Origin of the sequence: Paraburkholderia sp. J67, assembly GCF_905220265.1 — a bacterium.
Lineage (GTDB): Bacteria > Pseudomonadota > Gammaproteobacteria > Burkholderiales > Burkholderiaceae > Paraburkholderia.
Window position 1 is genome coordinate 75,750 of sequence record NZ_CAJMZK010000005.1, and the last position, 14,782, is coordinate 90,531.

At 65.5% G+C, this 14,782-nt stretch carries 10 protein-coding genes; 5 read left to right on the forward strand and 5 right to left on the reverse strand.

The annotated features are described in order from the left end of the window. Positions 1-13: 13 nt before the first annotated feature. The 4 genes from U5782_RS12020 to U5782_RS12035 all read right to left on the reverse strand — a co-directional run bounded on the left by U5782_RS12020 (position 14) and on the right by U5782_RS12035 (position 6,379). A complete protein-coding gene (locus tag U5782_RS12020; RefSeq protein WP_322044039.1) occupies positions 14-1,528 on the reverse strand; it encodes an efflux transporter outer membrane subunit in 1,515 nt (504 codons plus the stop codon). After that, on the reverse strand, positions 1,525-4,773 hold the full coding sequence (locus U5782_RS12025) for an efflux RND transporter permease subunit (RefSeq protein ID WP_415914315.1): 3,249 nt from the start codon (positions 4,771-4,773) through the stop codon (positions 1,525-1,527). Before U5782_RS12025 ends, U5782_RS12020 begins: the two co-directional genes overlap by 4 nt. Before the next feature lie 17 nt (positions 4,774-4,790). Continuing rightward, the gene (locus U5782_RS12030) at positions 4,791-5,894 is read right to left on the reverse strand and encodes an efflux RND transporter periplasmic adaptor subunit (RefSeq protein ID WP_322044041.1); all 1,104 of its coding nucleotides are present in this window, start codon (positions 5,892-5,894) and stop codon (positions 4,791-4,793) included. A 335-nt stretch (positions 5,895-6,229) separates the two neighbouring features. Continuing rightward, entirely contained in the window at positions 6,230-6,379 is a 150-nt protein-coding gene (locus U5782_RS12035; RefSeq protein ID WP_322044042.1) for a hypothetical protein, read from the reverse strand. Positions 6,380-6,560: 181 nt separating this feature from the next. On the opposite strand from U5782_RS12035, the gene U5782_RS12040 reads away from it, so the two are divergent. Further along, positions 6,561-6,809 carry a type II toxin-antitoxin system CcdA family antitoxin gene (locus U5782_RS12040; protein ID WP_322044043.1) on the forward strand — a complete coding sequence of 83 codons (249 nt, stop codon included), beginning with the start codon at positions 6,561-6,563 and terminating at the stop codon, positions 6,807-6,809. A 102-nt stretch (positions 6,810-6,911) separates the two neighbouring features. Here U5782_RS12040 and U5782_RS12045 read toward each other — a convergent pair whose 3' ends face one another. After that, positions 6,912-8,009 carry a porin gene (locus U5782_RS12045; protein ID WP_322044044.1) on the reverse strand — a complete coding sequence of 366 codons (1,098 nt, stop codon included), beginning with the start codon at positions 8,007-8,009 and terminating at the stop codon, positions 6,912-6,914. A 547-nt stretch (positions 8,010-8,556) separates the two neighbouring features. Here U5782_RS12045 and U5782_RS12050 point away from each other — a divergent pair. Genes U5782_RS12050 through U5782_RS12065 form a run of 4 tightly spaced genes read left to right on the forward strand, consistent with a single transcriptional unit; the run spans position 8,557 to position 14,780 of the window. Then, complete coding sequence (locus tag U5782_RS12050; protein ID WP_322044045.1) at positions 8,557-11,394, forward strand: ABC transporter permease subunit; 2,838 nt, start codon at positions 8,557-8,559, stop codon at positions 11,392-11,394. Then, the gene (locus U5782_RS12055; RefSeq protein ID WP_322044046.1) at positions 11,391-12,092 is read left to right on the forward strand and encodes an ABC transporter ATP-binding protein; all 702 of its coding nucleotides are present in this window, start codon (positions 11,391-11,393) and stop codon (positions 12,090-12,092) included. Before U5782_RS12050 ends, U5782_RS12055 begins: the two co-directional genes overlap by 4 nt. Positions 12,093-12,135: 43 nt before the next feature. After that, positions 12,136-13,374 carry an ABC transporter substrate-binding protein gene (locus tag U5782_RS12060; protein WP_322044047.1) on the forward strand — a complete coding sequence of 413 codons (1,239 nt, stop codon included), beginning with the start codon at positions 12,136-12,138 and terminating at the stop codon, positions 13,372-13,374. Further along, positions 13,371-14,780, forward strand: a complete 1,410-nt coding sequence (locus U5782_RS12065; RefSeq protein ID WP_322044048.1) for an NtaA/DmoA family FMN-dependent monooxygenase — start codon at positions 13,371-13,373, stop codon at positions 14,778-14,780. Before U5782_RS12060 ends, U5782_RS12065 begins: the two co-directional genes overlap by 4 nt. Positions 14,781-14,782 lie beyond the last annotated feature (2 nt).

A 14,782-nucleotide genomic window follows, 5' to 3' on the forward strand; every position in this document is an offset into this window, starting at 1 on the left:
ACGCCCCGGCCGGTCAGTGCTTGCCCGCCGAGGCCGTGGTCTCGTCCGGGGTGGCGGGATCGACGCCGCCGCCCAGCGCCGCATACAGCGTGACAAGACTCGTTTGCGCCGACAATTGCGTCGAAACCAGCGACTGCTGCGCCGAATAGAGCAGGCGTTGTTCCGTCAATGCATCGAGCAGGCTGTCGCTGCCCTGCTTGTAAAGCGCCATCGTCAGATCGTAGGCGTGCTGATCGGCCTGCACGGTGCGCGTCTGTGCATCGAGCTGCTCGTCGATGGTCGCGCGCGTCGCCAGCGCATTCGCCACTTCTTCGAAAGCCGTCTGAATGGTCTTCTCGTAAGTCGCCACGTCGATTTTGAGCGTCACCTTCGCGGCGTCCAGCGTGGCGCGATTCTGGCCGGCCGTGAAGATCGGAATCGTCGCCGACGGCTCGAACTCCCAGCTGCGATTGGCGCCCGTGAACAGTTGCGCGAGCGCGGGACTTTCGAAGCCCAGCGCGGCAGTCAGGCTGATGGTCGGGAAAAAGTTCGCGCGCGCCGCGCCGATGTCCGCATTGTCGGCTTTCAGCGTGTGTTCGGCGGCGAGCACGTCGGGGCGGCGTTGCAGAACGCTCGACGGAATGCCCGCCGGTATCGTCGTGATGCTCGTGACCGGATCGACCTGCGCATCGGGCAGGTCGGCATCGGGCACGGGCGCGCCCACCACCAGTTCGAGCGCGTTGCGCGCCTGCGCGGCCGTGGTCTGCGCCTGCGCAACGTCGTTGCGCGCGGACTGCAGACTCGCCTGCGCCTGCTCGACATCGAGCGCGCTCGCTGCGCCGAGCGCGTGTTCGCGCTCCACCAGATCGAAGGTTTGCTGCTGGCTCGCCTGGGTTTCCTGCGCGATCACCAGCAGACGTTTGTCCGAAGCAAGCGTGAGCCAGTCGCTCGCCACATCGGACACGAGGCTGATCTGCGTGCTGCGACGCGTCTCGATCGTCGAAAGATAGGTCTCGAGCGCCGCCTTGCTCAGATTGCGCACGTGCCCGAACAGATCGAGTTCGTACGACGTAAAGCCCAGACTCGCGCTGTAGATTTGCGAGGTATGGCCGGTCGCGCCGGTCGTGGTCGCGGATTCGCCCGCCTCCGCGCGGCTCACCGAAGTGGGCGTACGGCCCGCGTCCTGCGAGCCGCCGAGGTCGATTTCGGGGAACAGCGAAGCGCGTTCGATGCGGTACTCCGCGCGCTCTTTTTCGATGTCGAGGATCGCGATACGCAGATCGCGACTGTTCGACAGCGCGAGCGCGATGGTGCGTTGCAGCCGCGGATCGACGAAAAAGCTGTGCCAGCCGATATCGGCGGCGAGCGTGCCCGACGCCTGCGTGTTCGCTGCGGCCGCCCCACCCGCCGCCCCCGTCACCGAAGCCGCATCTGGCCACGATGCCGGCACCGGGGCCGCGGGCTGCTGATAGTTCGGCGACAGGTCGATACAGGCGCTCAGCGCCGTAACGGCTGCTCCGGCCAGCATCCAGTTGACGATGCGCTTCATGCTTCACCTCCGTTCGCCGACAAGGCATACGCTGCGCCTTCTTCGGTTTCCTGCGCCGCGTGCTCGGGGACATTTGCCTGCGCTTGCGCACCCGTCGAACCCGAATCGTCCTCGGGCGCATCGGCTCCGCCGCGCCCATCGGGGCCGCCAGACGAGCCACCCTTGCCACTGAGCTTGCGCACGAGGAAATACGACAGCGGCGTGAAGAAAATGCTGAGCACGGTGCCCACCAGCGTGCCGCCGAACACCCCCGTGCCGATCGACTGCCGCGCGGCCGCGCCCGCACCGCTCGCCACGACCAGCGGCGCGACGCCCAGCAGGAACGCCAGCGACGTCATGATGATCGGCCGGATGCGCAGCGCAACGGCCTGCTCGATCGCCTTGAGCGTACTCGCGCCCTGCTTCTCCAGCATCGTTGCAAACTCAACGATCAGGATGGCGTTCTTCGACGAGAGGCCCACCGTGACCAGCAGCCCCACCTGGAAGTAGACGTCGTTCGACAGGCCGCGCAACGTGGTGCCCAGCGCCGCGCCGAACACGCCGAGCGGCACGATCAGGATCACCGCCAGCGGCACCGACCAGCTTTCATAGAGCGCCGCGAGACACAGGAACACGAACAGCACCGAAACGGCGTAGAGATACGGCGCCTGGCCGCCCGAGAGCTGCTCCTGATAAGACAACCCCGTCCACGCGTAGCTGATGCCCTTGGGCAGCTTCGCGACCAGTTGCGCCATGGTATCCATCGCCTGGCCCGAACTCACGCCCGGCGCGGGATCGCCCACGATCTCGAACGACGACTCGGCGTTGTAGCGGTCGAGCTCGGGCGGCCCGAAGGTCCAGTGCGAGGTCGCGAACGCCGAGAACGGCACCATCGTGCCCGAGGCATTGCGCACATACCATTGCTCCAGCGCCTCCGGCGTCATGCGGAACGGCGCGTCGCCTTGCACGTAGACCTTCTTGATGCGCTGGTTGTCGAGGAACTCGTCGACGTATTCGCCGCCGAGCGCGTCTTCGACGGTCGAGTTGACATCGCTGAGCGTGAGCCCCATCGCGCTCGCCTTGCGGTCGTCGATATCGAGCGACAGTTGCGGCGTATCGCTCAGGCCATTGAAGCGCACCTGACGCACGATCCCGCTCTGATTGGCCATCGCGATCAGCTTGTCGCGCGCGGCGGCGAGCGCCGTGTGGCCGAGACTGCCTTCATCGACGAGCTGCATGTCGAAGCCCGAACTGATGCCGAGACCGCGCACCGTCGGCGGTTGCAGCACGAACACCTTGGCGTCGCGCACCTGCTGCGCGAGATCGCGCGACGCCTTCGCGACGAATCCCTGCGCGGTGTCGTTGACGGCGGTGCGCTGGCTCCAGTCCTTGAGCTTCACCCACATCATGCCGACGTTCTGGCCGTTACTGCCGACCGCATAACCCGCGACGTTGAACACCTCGGACACGGCGGGCTGCTTGAGCAGATAGTCCTCGACCTTCGCCATCGTCGCTTCGGTGCGCTCGCGCGTCGCGCCGACCGGTGCGGTCACCGTCACCATCAGCACGCCCTGATCTTCGGTGGGCAGGAACGACGTGGGCAGGCGCATGAACAGCAGCCCCGCGCCCACCACGAGCAACGCGTAGACGATGATCGCGGGCTTGCGATGATGGAGCATCTTGTCGATGGCGCGGCGATACTTGCCCGTCGAGGCATCGAAGCCGCGATTGAAGCGGCTGAAGAACCAGCCCTTGGGTTTCTCGTGGCCGTCCTTGAGGATCGTCGCGCACAGCGCGGGCGTGAACGTCAGCGCCACGACCACAGAGAGCGCCATCGCTGACACCACGGACACCGAGAACTGGCGATAGATGATGCCGGTCGAGCCGCCGAAGAACGCCATCGGCAGCAGTACCGCCGAGAGCACCATCGCAATGGCGACCAGCGCACTGCTGATTTCCGTCATCGACTTCTTCGTGGCCTCGCGCGGCGACAGATGCTCCTCGGTCATCAGCCGCTCGACGTTCTCGACCACCACGATCGCATCGTCGACCAGCAGGCCGATCGCGAGCACCACGCCGAACATGGTCAGCATGTTGATCGAGTAGCCGAACACATCGAGAATCCCGAAGGTGCCCAGCAGCACGACGGGCACGGCAATCGCCGGAATCAGCGTGGTGCGCAGGTTCTGCAGGAACAGGAACATGATCGCGACCACCAGCACGATCGCCTCGGCCAGTGTCTTCACCACCTCCTCGATGGAGGTCTTGATGAACGGCACCATCTCGTAGGGATATTCGACCTTCAGCCCGGCCGGAAAGCTCGCCGCGCGCTTGTTCAGGAAGTCGTGCACTTCCTTGTCGACCTGCACCTCGTTCGCGCCCGGCGCGAGTTGCAGCCCCAGGCCCGACGCAGGCTTGTTATTGAAGTTGGTCTCGACCGTATAGGCCTGAGGACCGAGCGCCACCCGCGCGACGTCGCCGAGCAGCACCTGCGAGCCATTGGTCTCGGTCTTGAGCACGATGTCGCGGAACTGCTGCGCGGTCGTCAGGCGGCTGCGCGCCGTGATCGTTGCATCGAGTTCCTGCCCCTTGACCGCGGGCGTGTTGCCGACTTCACCCGCCGCGACATCGGTGTTCTGCGCGTCGATCGCGGTGACGACGTCGGAAGGCATCAGCGCGTACTTCTGGAGCTTGTTCGGATCGAGCCAGATCCGCATCGCGTATTCGTAGCCGAATTGCTGCGCCTGGCCCACGCCCGGCAGGCGCTCGATCTGCTCTTCCAGATTGCTGTAGAGATAGTCGGCGATGGCCGACTTGCTCATCTTGCCGTCCTCGGACACGAGGTTGAAGACGAGGAACGTGTCCGGCGAAGCCTTGCGCACGGTCACGCCGCTTTCCTGCACCTCTTCGGGCAGCAGCGCGTTGGCCGATTGCAACTGATCCTGCACCTGCACCTGGGCGGTGTCGGGATTGGTGCCCGCCGAGAACGTCAGCTTGATCGAGATATTGCCCTCGGAGTTGGCCGACGAGGACATGTACATCAGATTGTCGAGGCCGACCATCTGCTGCTCGATGACCTGCACGACCGCGTCCTGATTGGTCTGTGCGGACGCGCCGTTATAGGTCGCGGTGATCTGGATGGTCGGCGGCGCGATGTCGGGATACTGGTCGAGCGGCAGTTGCGTGATGGCGAACGCGCCCATCAAGGACACCAGAATCGCCAGCACCCACGCAAAAACCGGGCGATCGATAAAGAAATGAGCAATACGCATGCGGGCGCTCCTCAGTTCGCCGAGGGCGATGCATCGGACGCCGCGTTATCGGCGACGGCCTCCTGCCCGGACGCTTCGACGGCCTTCACGGTCTCGCCGACGCTCACGAACTGCGATCCGGCCACGACGATGCGCTCGCCGCTCGCGAGGCCGCCGGTCACGATCCACTCGTTGTTGTGCGCAGTGCCGCCGAGCGTCAGCGTGCGTTGCTCGATCTTGTTCTGGGCGTCGACGACCAGCGCGGTCGCGTCGCCACGCTGATCGTGCGCGACCGCCTGCTGCGGCACGAGAATCGCGTTCACGTCGATGCCTTGATCGATGACGGCGTGCAGATATTCGCCCGGCAGCAGCAGCTTCTCCGGGTTGGGCACGATGACGCGCAGCGTGATGGTGCCCGTGGTCTGATCGACGCCGACACCCGCGAATTGCAGTGCGCCGTCGTGCGCGTAGGTCGTGCCGTCCTCCAGCGTGATCTTGACCTGGGCGTTGCCGTTGGCATCGGTCTTGAACGCGCCGCTCGCGAATTTCTTGCGCAGCGCGAGCGCGTCCGTGCTGGATTCCGTGACGTCCAGATACATCGGGTCGTAGGCGTAGATCGTCGCGAGCGCCGTGGTCTGGTCCGCTGTCACCAGCGCGCCGGGCGTATACGCCGAGGCGCTGATCGTGCCCGTCACGGGCGCAGTCACGCGCGTGTAGTTGAGATTGATGCGCGCGCTTTCCAGCGCGGCTTTATCGGCGTCGATCGTCGCCTCGTCCTGCTTGAGGGTTGCTTCGGCCTCTTCGAGCGCTTCCTTGCTGATTGCGTCGATGGCCGCGAGCGAGCGGTCGCGCTCCGCAATGGGTTGTGCGGACAACAGCGCGGCCTGGGCTTTTTCGAGGTCGGCCTTATCGGCGTCGTAGGTCGCCTGATACGGCGCGGGATCGATCTGATACAGCACCTGACCTTCGTGCACCACGCTGCCTTCGCTGAACAAACGCTTCTGGATCACGCCGGTCACTTGCGGCGTGACCGGCGACGTGAGGAACGACGTCGCGCGCCCCGGCATCGATACAGACTGTGCGAAGGGTACGGTTTTGACCGTTTCCACGGACACGGTCTGTACTTTTTTCTGCACGCTCTTTGGGTCGTGCGAACACGCTGCCAGCGTGCAAGCCAGAAACAGGACGCTCGTGCGACAACGCGCCGAAAGCCGGATTTGCATAATGAAAGCCCCAATGCCAAGAGCGCGGTCCACGCCCGATTGCGGCATTATGCAAATCAAATTCGCAAGAAATTAGGACGGGGGGATTACCTTCGATGGCAAGGACGCCGACATCGTCAAGGTCGAAGTAGAACTGGAAACCGTTTTGCGCAGCCTCGTCTCACACGTGGACTAACGCAGGTGCACCCGGCTACGCGGACACGATGCCGCGTTGCCGGGTGCAGGTCCTCAACTGCGCTCAACCTCGCTTAACTACGTAGCTGGAACACCCCCACGACTTCGCGCAGCGCTTTCGCCTGGTCGCTCATCGACGCGGCAGCAGCAGCGGCCTGTTCGACGAGCGCCGCGTTCTGTTGCGTGACCTGGTCCATTTGCGCGACGGCCTGATTGATCTGCACGATGCCCGCGTTCTGCCGCTATCCTCCGATTTCTGGCGATGCGAATATGCAGCGGGTTTCGTTTTTGCAGCACATGCGCTGCGCCTGCGTACCACACTCCATCAACCACAGGCAGGAACAGACCGGGAGGTGCATCCATGTCTGATAGGCTACTGAAAAAATATGCGCATAGGAGATGCACATGTCACATGCACACCCTCGATCGACGTCAACGCGAAAACCCACCCATGTTTCACTGCCATTAGACCTGCTGGAGCGCGCAAAAGAACTGAAAGTCGATATCTCTCTGGCGTGTGAGCGAGGCTTGCGTGAAGAGGTCCAGGAAGCCGAGGCTCGGGTATGGGCGCAAGCACACGAGGATTTCATCGCTGAGATGAACACGCGCATCGAACGTGATGGTTTGCCGCTCGAACGCGATACGATCAGGTGATCAGTTCGCTCAAGAACGATCAAGCGCGAATCACTGCCGCGCTCGATCGATTGTTTGGCGCTTACTGACTGCGGCGCAGTCATCGACCCGCCAGCACCGCCCTCAAAAAACGTGCTGAATACCCGCATAAACGCCGCTCTGCGAAGCGCCTGCCGCTGGATTGCCGCTTGCGGCGCCGGTGCCCGCCGCGTTGGCATTGATTGAGAAGTTCGCGCCGCTGCTGTTGTGCACGCTAGCCACCTGAAAATCGAGCAGCGTGCGGGTCGAGAGGTTGTACGAACCGCCTACCGTATAAATCGTCGCATTGCCGCCGCCCTTGTTGGCATTGACGTGATAGACGGCCGCGATGAGCGCGGCTGCCGGCGTAATGCGCCACGTCACGCCGCCCCATTCGTGATCGAGCGTGGTGGGCGAGACGCCCGCCGTCGCGCTGCCGCCCGAGGTGCGAATCGCCTGATACGCGCCCTGAATCTTGAACGGCCCGAGGAACACATTGAGCGCCGCCGTGTATTCACGCGAAGCCGTGAACGGATCGTCAAACTGACCATTCGCCGGATCGCGAATCTCGTCATAAATGCCGCGCACCTGGAAGAGCGCCGCCGTATACGTGACTTGCGCGCCCGCTTCGCGGCCTTGCGCGGTCGTGCCGTTGCCATTCCAGTTGGTGGCATTGGACAGTGCGTATTGGCCGTAAAAGTCGAAGCCCGAGAATTTCGGCGACTGGTAGGAAACCGTATTGCTCGACGACGGCCAGTTTCTGCCGCGCACGAGCGAGCCCGACGACCACGCCGACTGGCCGAACGGATCGAAATCCCACACGCCATTGGCGATAAAGAACTGGCGGCCCAGCAACAGCGTGCCGTAGCGCTCGCTGGCCAGCCCCACGAATGCGAGCCGGTTGAACAACTCGCCGTCACCGGCACCTGCGCCATCCGTGACGTCCAGACTGCCTTCAAGCTGGAATAGCGCCTTCAGCCCGCCGCCCAGGTCTTCGCTGCCCTTGAGCCCCCACATGCTCGCGCTCCAGTCGCCGTTCTCGGCGCGCCAGCGCGACGCGCTACCGCTGTTAGTCGGCACGCCATTCATGTATTCGATGCCCGTGTCCAAGCGGCCATACAAGGTCACGCTGCTTTGCGCCTGAGCGGCGCTTGCCGCCATCAGCGTCGTCAACGACGCAGCCCACCAAATCGCTCGCTTCAAATCCAGCACTCCTGTCTATCGTTCAATGTGTTTCGTTTGATGAACCGGAAAAACGACAGGATTGTTATTGGAAAAAAGACCCAGACCAAATCAATAAATCTACGATGCAAATGAAGGAATTTTTGCTTCTGATTTCAAACGCGCGATACGCAAGCTCAAACACACCATGCGCCTTCTATAGCGGAACATTGATTCGCCAATACACGAATTCCTCCGTGACGCCACACGATTCCGACGCTGAAAATGCAGCGATTTTTTTATTACACGACGTTTCTCTGCGCCCTCGCCCGTGCAATGCCTGCGCGCGTTATCACAAATCCGCAACGCAGGCCAAGCGTGGATCTGTCTTTAGCTTCCCAGAAATCGACGGTTCGTAATTAATCGTTTGCTGAACATAATGACTGATCCGCCGGGCATCACGGCTTAGATGTCATGCAATACGCCGTTCAATCTGCCGCTTCCGGCGCTGACCTGGAGATTTCGACATGCAAGCGGATAGTCCCGTCGTGATCGATAACGCGCGACCTGCTCCATTGGCGCGTTGATCATGCAATCGCTCATTACCCTCATCGACTACGCGCTGCTCGGACTGAGCACTGGCGGCGCCTATGCGCTCGTCGCACTCGGGCTGGTCGCGGTGTATCGCGGCACCGGCGTCGTCAACTTTGCGCAAGGCGGCATCGGCATGGTGTCCGCCTACGCATTCTGGAAACTGTATGCGCATGCCGGCGTGCCGCTGTGGCCGGCGATCGGCCTTGGCATCGCGGCGGGTGTGGCGATCAGCATCGCGTTTTATGGCTTCGTCGGGCGGCGTCTCGTGGGCGCATCGACCACCACGAAAACGCTCGTCACGCTCGGCCTCTTGCTGATGATGGAAGCGGGCGTGCGCATCGTCTGGACCAATCAGCAGGAGCGCGTGGACAGCTTTCTCGTCTCGGGCGGCACGACGCTGTTCGGCGCGCACGTGCAATATCTCGCGCTCGTGCTGATAGGCGTGGCGCTCGTCCTCACGGTCCTGCTCACGCTGCTGTTCGAGCGCACGCGTTTCGGTCACGCCACCACGGCGTTGCAGGACAGCCCGCTCGGCGCGCAGGCGCTTGGGTATTCGCCGCATCCGTGGGGCGCGGCCGCATGGGGCATCAGCGGACTGCTGGCGGCGCTTGCGGGCATCCTGCTTTCGCCGATCACGGCCCTGAGTCCGAATTCGCTCAGCAGCCTCGTGATTCCCGCGTTAGGCGCGGCGCTGATCGCGGGCTTCCGACGCTTCGGCGTGGCGCTTGCGGTGGCCGTCGCGGCGGGCGTGGTGGAATCGCTGGCGATCGGTTTGTCGATCGAGCCAGGACTGGGCAAGTCGATCCCCTATCTCGTCACGCTCGTCGCGCTCGTGGTGAGCGGACGCAATCTGCCGGGGCGCGGCACCTTCGACACGCCCCGCCTCTTTCGGGTCGGCAGCGGCCGCGTGAGTCCGTTCGGCCTCGCGCTCGGCGCGCTCACGGTCGCCGTGCTCACTTACGCGCTGCCCGATTACTGGTCCGACACGCTCGCGCTCACGGCAATCTTCGCGCTGATCGGTCTCGCCGTCGTGGTCTCGACGGGCTACGCGGGTCAAGTGAGCCTGCTGCCGCTCGGCATAGCCGGCGCATCGGTGCTGTTCGCGGGCTGGCTCGGCCAGCACGGTGCGCCGTTCGGCGCGGTGCTCGCGGGCACCGCCCTGGCGGCGGGCGCGGCCGGTTTTGCCATCGGCTTGCCGAGCGCGCGTCTGCGCGGCATCGGCCTGACGATCGCGACGCTCGCGATTGCCGCCATCCTCGAAACCTGGGTCTTCACCTCGGATCGCTTCGTCAACGGCGTGCAGGGCTGGAGCGTGGGCGATGTCTCGCTCTTCGGCTTCTCGTTCGACAACGCGCTCACGCCGCGCCGCTTCGCCCTGCTCGCCTGGGCCGTGACGGCGCTCGCCGCGCTGGCGGTGGCCGCGCTGCGCCGCAGTCGCGCGGGCCGCCGCATCCTGGCGATGCGCTCCAATGAGCGCGCAGCCGCCGCGTGCGGCGTGGCCGTGCCGCACGCGAAGATCGCGGCCTTCGTGATGTCGGCGGCGCTTGCCGGACTCGCGGGTGCATTGCTGGCCGCGCAAAGCGGCACGGTGGGTGGCCAGCGTTTTGGCGAAGGCTACGCATGGGCCGATTCGCTCGCGGTGCTCAGCATGGCTGTGCTCTCCGGCGCGGGCTATCTGTTCGGCGGCGTGCTCGCGGGCGTGTTCGCGCCAGGCGGCGCGCTCGCGCAACTGCTCTCCTTCGGCGGCACGATCAACGACTGGGTCGCGCTCGTGCTCGCGCTCAATCTCGTGTTCGTGCTGATCAGCGAGCCGGACGGCGTAGTCGCGCAGATTCTGCGCGGCGTCACGCATCTGCCCGAGGCATTGCGCAAACCGCTGCGGGCACTCGTGCAATGGCCGCGCAAGTCATCTTCTCTGCCCGCGCTCGATGTAAGGGCGCTACGTGAACATCTGGGGAACACGCGTGCCAGTGCACTGGCCGATGCCAGCCCGAACACCCGCGCCGCGCTCGAAGTCGACGGCCTTCGCGTCGCCTACGGCGAAACCGTCGTGGTCGACGGCGTGAGCCTGCGGATCGCACCGGGTGAAGTGCTGGGCGTGCTCGGCGCGAACGGCGCGGGCAAGAGCAGTCTCGTCGATGCCCTGACCGGTTTCGTGCCGGCGCGCGCGGGCCGCGTGCACGTGGACGGCGTCGACGTGACCGGGCTCGCACCGCATCGGCGCGTGGCGCTCGGCCTCACGCGCACGTTTCAGGATCATCTGTTGTTCGAAGACCTCTCGGTGCGCGAAAACCTCGAGACCGCCGCCGAGCCGAAGGACGGCTGGGCCTGGCTCGCCGCGCCATTCGGCCTCGCGCCGCATCGCGCGCTCGACGCCGTGCACGCGGGCGCGCAGGTCGCGGGCGTCCTCCAGCATCTCGACGCCGCCGCCGACACGCTCTCGCTCGGCTGGCAGGCCCGCGTGACGCTCGCCCGTGCGCTCGCTGCGCGGCCCCGCGTGCTCTGTCTGGACGAGCCGGCCGCCGCGCTGAGTCCCGAGGCGCGTCAGCACGCGATCGGCGTGATCCGGCGCGCGGCGCGCGAGCTGGGCGTGGCGATCCTGCTCGTCGAACACAACATCGACGTGGTGCTGGCCACCTGCGACGCGGCCATCGTCATGGACGCGGGCCGCGTGATCGCGCGCGGCACGCCTGCCGAGGTGCTGCGTCTGCCCGCCGTGCGGCGCGCCTATCTGGGCGATCCGCTCGACGCTGACGAAAGCGCCGAAGTCGCGGCCACGGCAACGAGCGCTCCGTACGCCAACCACGCAACGCACAAAGGAGCCCTCGCATGAGCCCGCCTGTTCTGAGTCTGCGCGGACTGCGCGCGGGCTATGGCCGCCGCCAGATCCTGCGCGACGTCACGCTCGATGTACACGCGGGCCAGATCGTCGCCCTGCTGGGGCGCAACGGCGCGGGCAAGTCCACGACGCTGCTCGCCGTCGCGGGCTTTCTGCCGCAGGTCGAAGGCGAGATCCTGCTCGACGGCCAGCCGCTCACAGGCGCGCCCCATACCCGCGCGCGGCGCGGCACCGGCCTCGTCATCAAGGGACGCAGCCTGTTCGCCTCGCTCACGGTGGCGCAGAACCTGCGGCTCGCCGATCTCGAACCCGCCGCCCTGCTGGAGATCTTCCCGGAACTCGAAGCTCGCCTGCACGTGCGCGCCGGTCAGCTCAGCGGCGGCGAACAGCAGATGGTCGCCGTGGCGCGCGCGCTGCTGCGCCGCCCGCGCGTGGTGCTGCTCGACGAACTTACCTTTGGCCTGAGCCCGGCGATGGCGAAGCGGCTCGTCGATGCTGTGGTCGAGCGCGCGCGCCAGGATGGCACCGCCGTACTCGCCGTCGAACAGCACATCCATATCGCCGAACGCATGGCGACGCACGCGGCCATCGTCGCCGAGGGCGTCGTGAAACTCCATCTGCGCCGCGACGAATTGCTCGCACGCGCCGAGGAAATCGAGGCGATCTATCTCGGGCACGCCGTCGATGTCTGAGCCCTCCCGTCCATCCGTCCACTCTTTTACCGCTCTTGCCCGCATGAAATCACGACCTTTGCGCCGCCGCGCGCTCGCGCTCGCCTTGAGCCTCGCCACCGCCACGCTCGGCGCGTCCATCGACACGGCCCGCGCCGCCGATCAACCGCCCGTGCTGGTCGGCTTCATCATCGCGCAAAGCGGCTCGCCGTTCGCGGTCACCGACCCGGGCCGCGTCGCCCAGATCGCCGCGCGCGCCGTCAACGATCAGGGCGGCATCAATGGGCGCAAGCTCGTGGTCGAAATCTGCGACACCAAGGGCCAGCCCGCCGCGAGCCTCGCCTGCGCGCGCCGTCTCGCCGACGAAGGCGCGGTCACGCTGATCGGCGGCAGCAGCGCGAACGGCGTCGACAAGATCCTGCGCGCGAAGAAAATGGCCGCGTGGTTCCCGATGGGCAGCGACCCGTCCGACGTACGCAACCCGCTTTCGTTTATCACCGCGCTCAACGCGGCGGGCGCGGCGCAAGGCACCTATCTGGGCGCAAAACGCTTCGGCGCGAAGCGCGCCGTGTATGTCTCGATGCTCGGCAACAAGACCTATCAGCAGACGGCGCGCTTCGGCTACGCGCAGGCGGGCGTGACCGACGTGCAGATCGTCGAGGTGCCGCCCGCGACCACGGACTTCGCGCCCTACATCGCGAAGATCAAGGCGCTCAAGCCCGACGTCTGGGGCGGCATGCTCTATCCGCCCGAGCAGCAGACCTTGCTGGTCGAGGCCGCCGCGCAGCAAGGCGTGACGATTCCGTTCGTGAGCAGCAACAACGTGATTGAGGACGCAACCATCGCCGCGCTGAGCAAGGCACCGTTCCCGAACTCGCTCGCGCTCGAAAAAGGCGAAGACGCGAAGCGCTTTCCGACGTGGGCCGAATATGAGCGTCAGCTCGCGAAATACGACCCGAATCACGACGTGAAAGGCCCGACGGACGGTTCCACCACAACCGACTGGCTCGCCGTGTGGACCTTCGCCCAGATCGCCCGCAAGCTGCCGGCCGTGACGGTGGACAGCTTCCGCGACTACGTGGCGAACGACAAACAGTTCACCACCGACGTGCTGCATCCGATCGACTTCACGGCAGTGGCGCCGGTCGAAGGTATGCCGCGTCAGGAAAACATCTGGGCTTACGCGGGCCACGTTCAGAACGGCCACGAAGTCGTCGATGAACCGGTGCCATACAGCGCCTGGCAAAAGACGCCGGTTCAAGCCTGGAACCATCAACAGATCGCGGAGGCGACCGGAAAATGAGCCACTACCGACACTCGGACAGCGCGCGACGCCCGCTGATCTACAACGCGTTCGCGCACGTTACGCCCAATCACCATAGCCACGGTTTCTGGCGGCATCCGCAAGGTGAGCATCAACTCGACTTCCACAAGCTCGGGCCGTGGATCGAACTCGCGAAGACGGCTGAGCGCGGCTGCTTCGACGTGGTGTTTCTCGCCGATGTCGCGGGCATCTACGAGACCTCGAACGGTCAATGGCAGCAGGCCGTGCGCACCGGCATGCAGTTTCCGTCGCACGATCCGGCCACGCTCGTTTCCGCGCTCGCGGCCGCCACGCGCGACATCGGCTTCGCGGTCACGAGTTCGGTGATCCAGGAGCATCCGTTCAGCTTTGCGCGCAAGCTCTCGACGCTCGATCATCTGAGCGAAGGCCGCGTGGCCTGGAACATCGTCACGTCCTATCTCGACAACACCGCGCGCAACTATGGCTTTGACCAGTTGCCGCCGCACGACGAGCGCTATGTGTGGGGTGAGGAATACACCGAGGTCGTCTACAAGCTCTGGGAAGCGAGCTGGGAGGACGGCGCGTGGGTCGCGGACGCCGCGCGCGACACGCTGGTCGATCCGGCGCGCCTGCATGCGATCGACCACGCGGGCGCGCGCTATCGCGTCGCGGGACCGCATCTCGTGCGCACCTCGCCGCAACGCACGCCGGTGCTGTTCCAGGCGGGCTCGTCCGAGGCGGGCCGAGATTTCGCCGCGCGTCACGCCGAAGTCACCTTCCTGCCCTCGCGCACGCCCGAGAGTGCCGCCAACGACCTCGCCGATCTGCGCCGCCGCGCGGTGGCGGCCGGTCGCCATGCCGACGATATCCGCGCGATCGTCATGCTCTCGCCCGTGATCGGCAGCACCGAAGCCGAAGCGAAGGCACGCCGCGCCGAGATCCTCGATTCGTTCAGCCTGGATGCGCTCGCAGCGTTCTGGAGCGGCAGCATCGGCGTCGATCTGACCACCATCGACCCGGCCACGCCGCTCACCGAACTGCGCGAGCGCAACGGCACGCGCGGCAGTGTGCGAGCGTTCATCGACGCCGCGCCGCAAGGCGTGGTCACGTTCGCCGACGCCCTGCGCAAGACCATTTCCGCGCAGTTCGCGGGCACGCCCGAGCAGATCGCCGACGAAGTCGAACGCTGGGCCGCCGCGGGTGTCGCGGGATTCAATGTCGTGCCGGTCACGACCCTCGGCTGGTGGAGCGAGTTCGTCGATCACGTGGTGCCCTTGCTGCAAAAGCGCGGCCTGATGCAGCGCGAGTACGCACCGGGCACGCTGCGCGAAAAGCTGTTCCGCGACGGCGCGCATCTGCCTGACCGGCATCCGGCGCGGCGTCTGCGCCCCTGGGCCGCGACGGCCACTGCGTCCAACGTATAACC

What these genes read in the sequence shown, in the direction of transcription:
- U5782_RS12020 (WP_322044039.1), bottom strand. Translation starts at nt 1,528, where the DNA reads ATGAAGCGCATCGTCAACTGGATGCTGGCCGGAGCAGCCGTTACGGCG.
- U5782_RS12040 (WP_322044043.1), top strand. Translation starts at nt 6,561, where the DNA reads ATGTCACATGCACACCCTCGATCGACGTCAACGCGAAAACCCACCCAT.
- U5782_RS12050 (WP_322044045.1), top strand. Translation starts at nt 8,557, where the DNA reads ATGCAATCGCTCATTACCCTCATCGACTACGCGCTGCTCGGACTGAGC.
- U5782_RS12055 (WP_322044046.1), top strand. Translation starts at nt 11,391, where the DNA reads ATGAGCCCGCCTGTTCTGAGTCTGCGCGGACTGCGCGCGGGCTATGGC.
- U5782_RS12060 (WP_322044047.1), top strand. Translation starts at nt 12,136, where the DNA reads ATGAAATCACGACCTTTGCGCCGCCGCGCGCTCGCGCTCGCCTTGAGC.
- U5782_RS12065 (WP_322044048.1), top strand. Translation starts at nt 13,371, where the DNA reads ATGAGCCACTACCGACACTCGGACAGCGCGCGACGCCCGCTGATCTAC.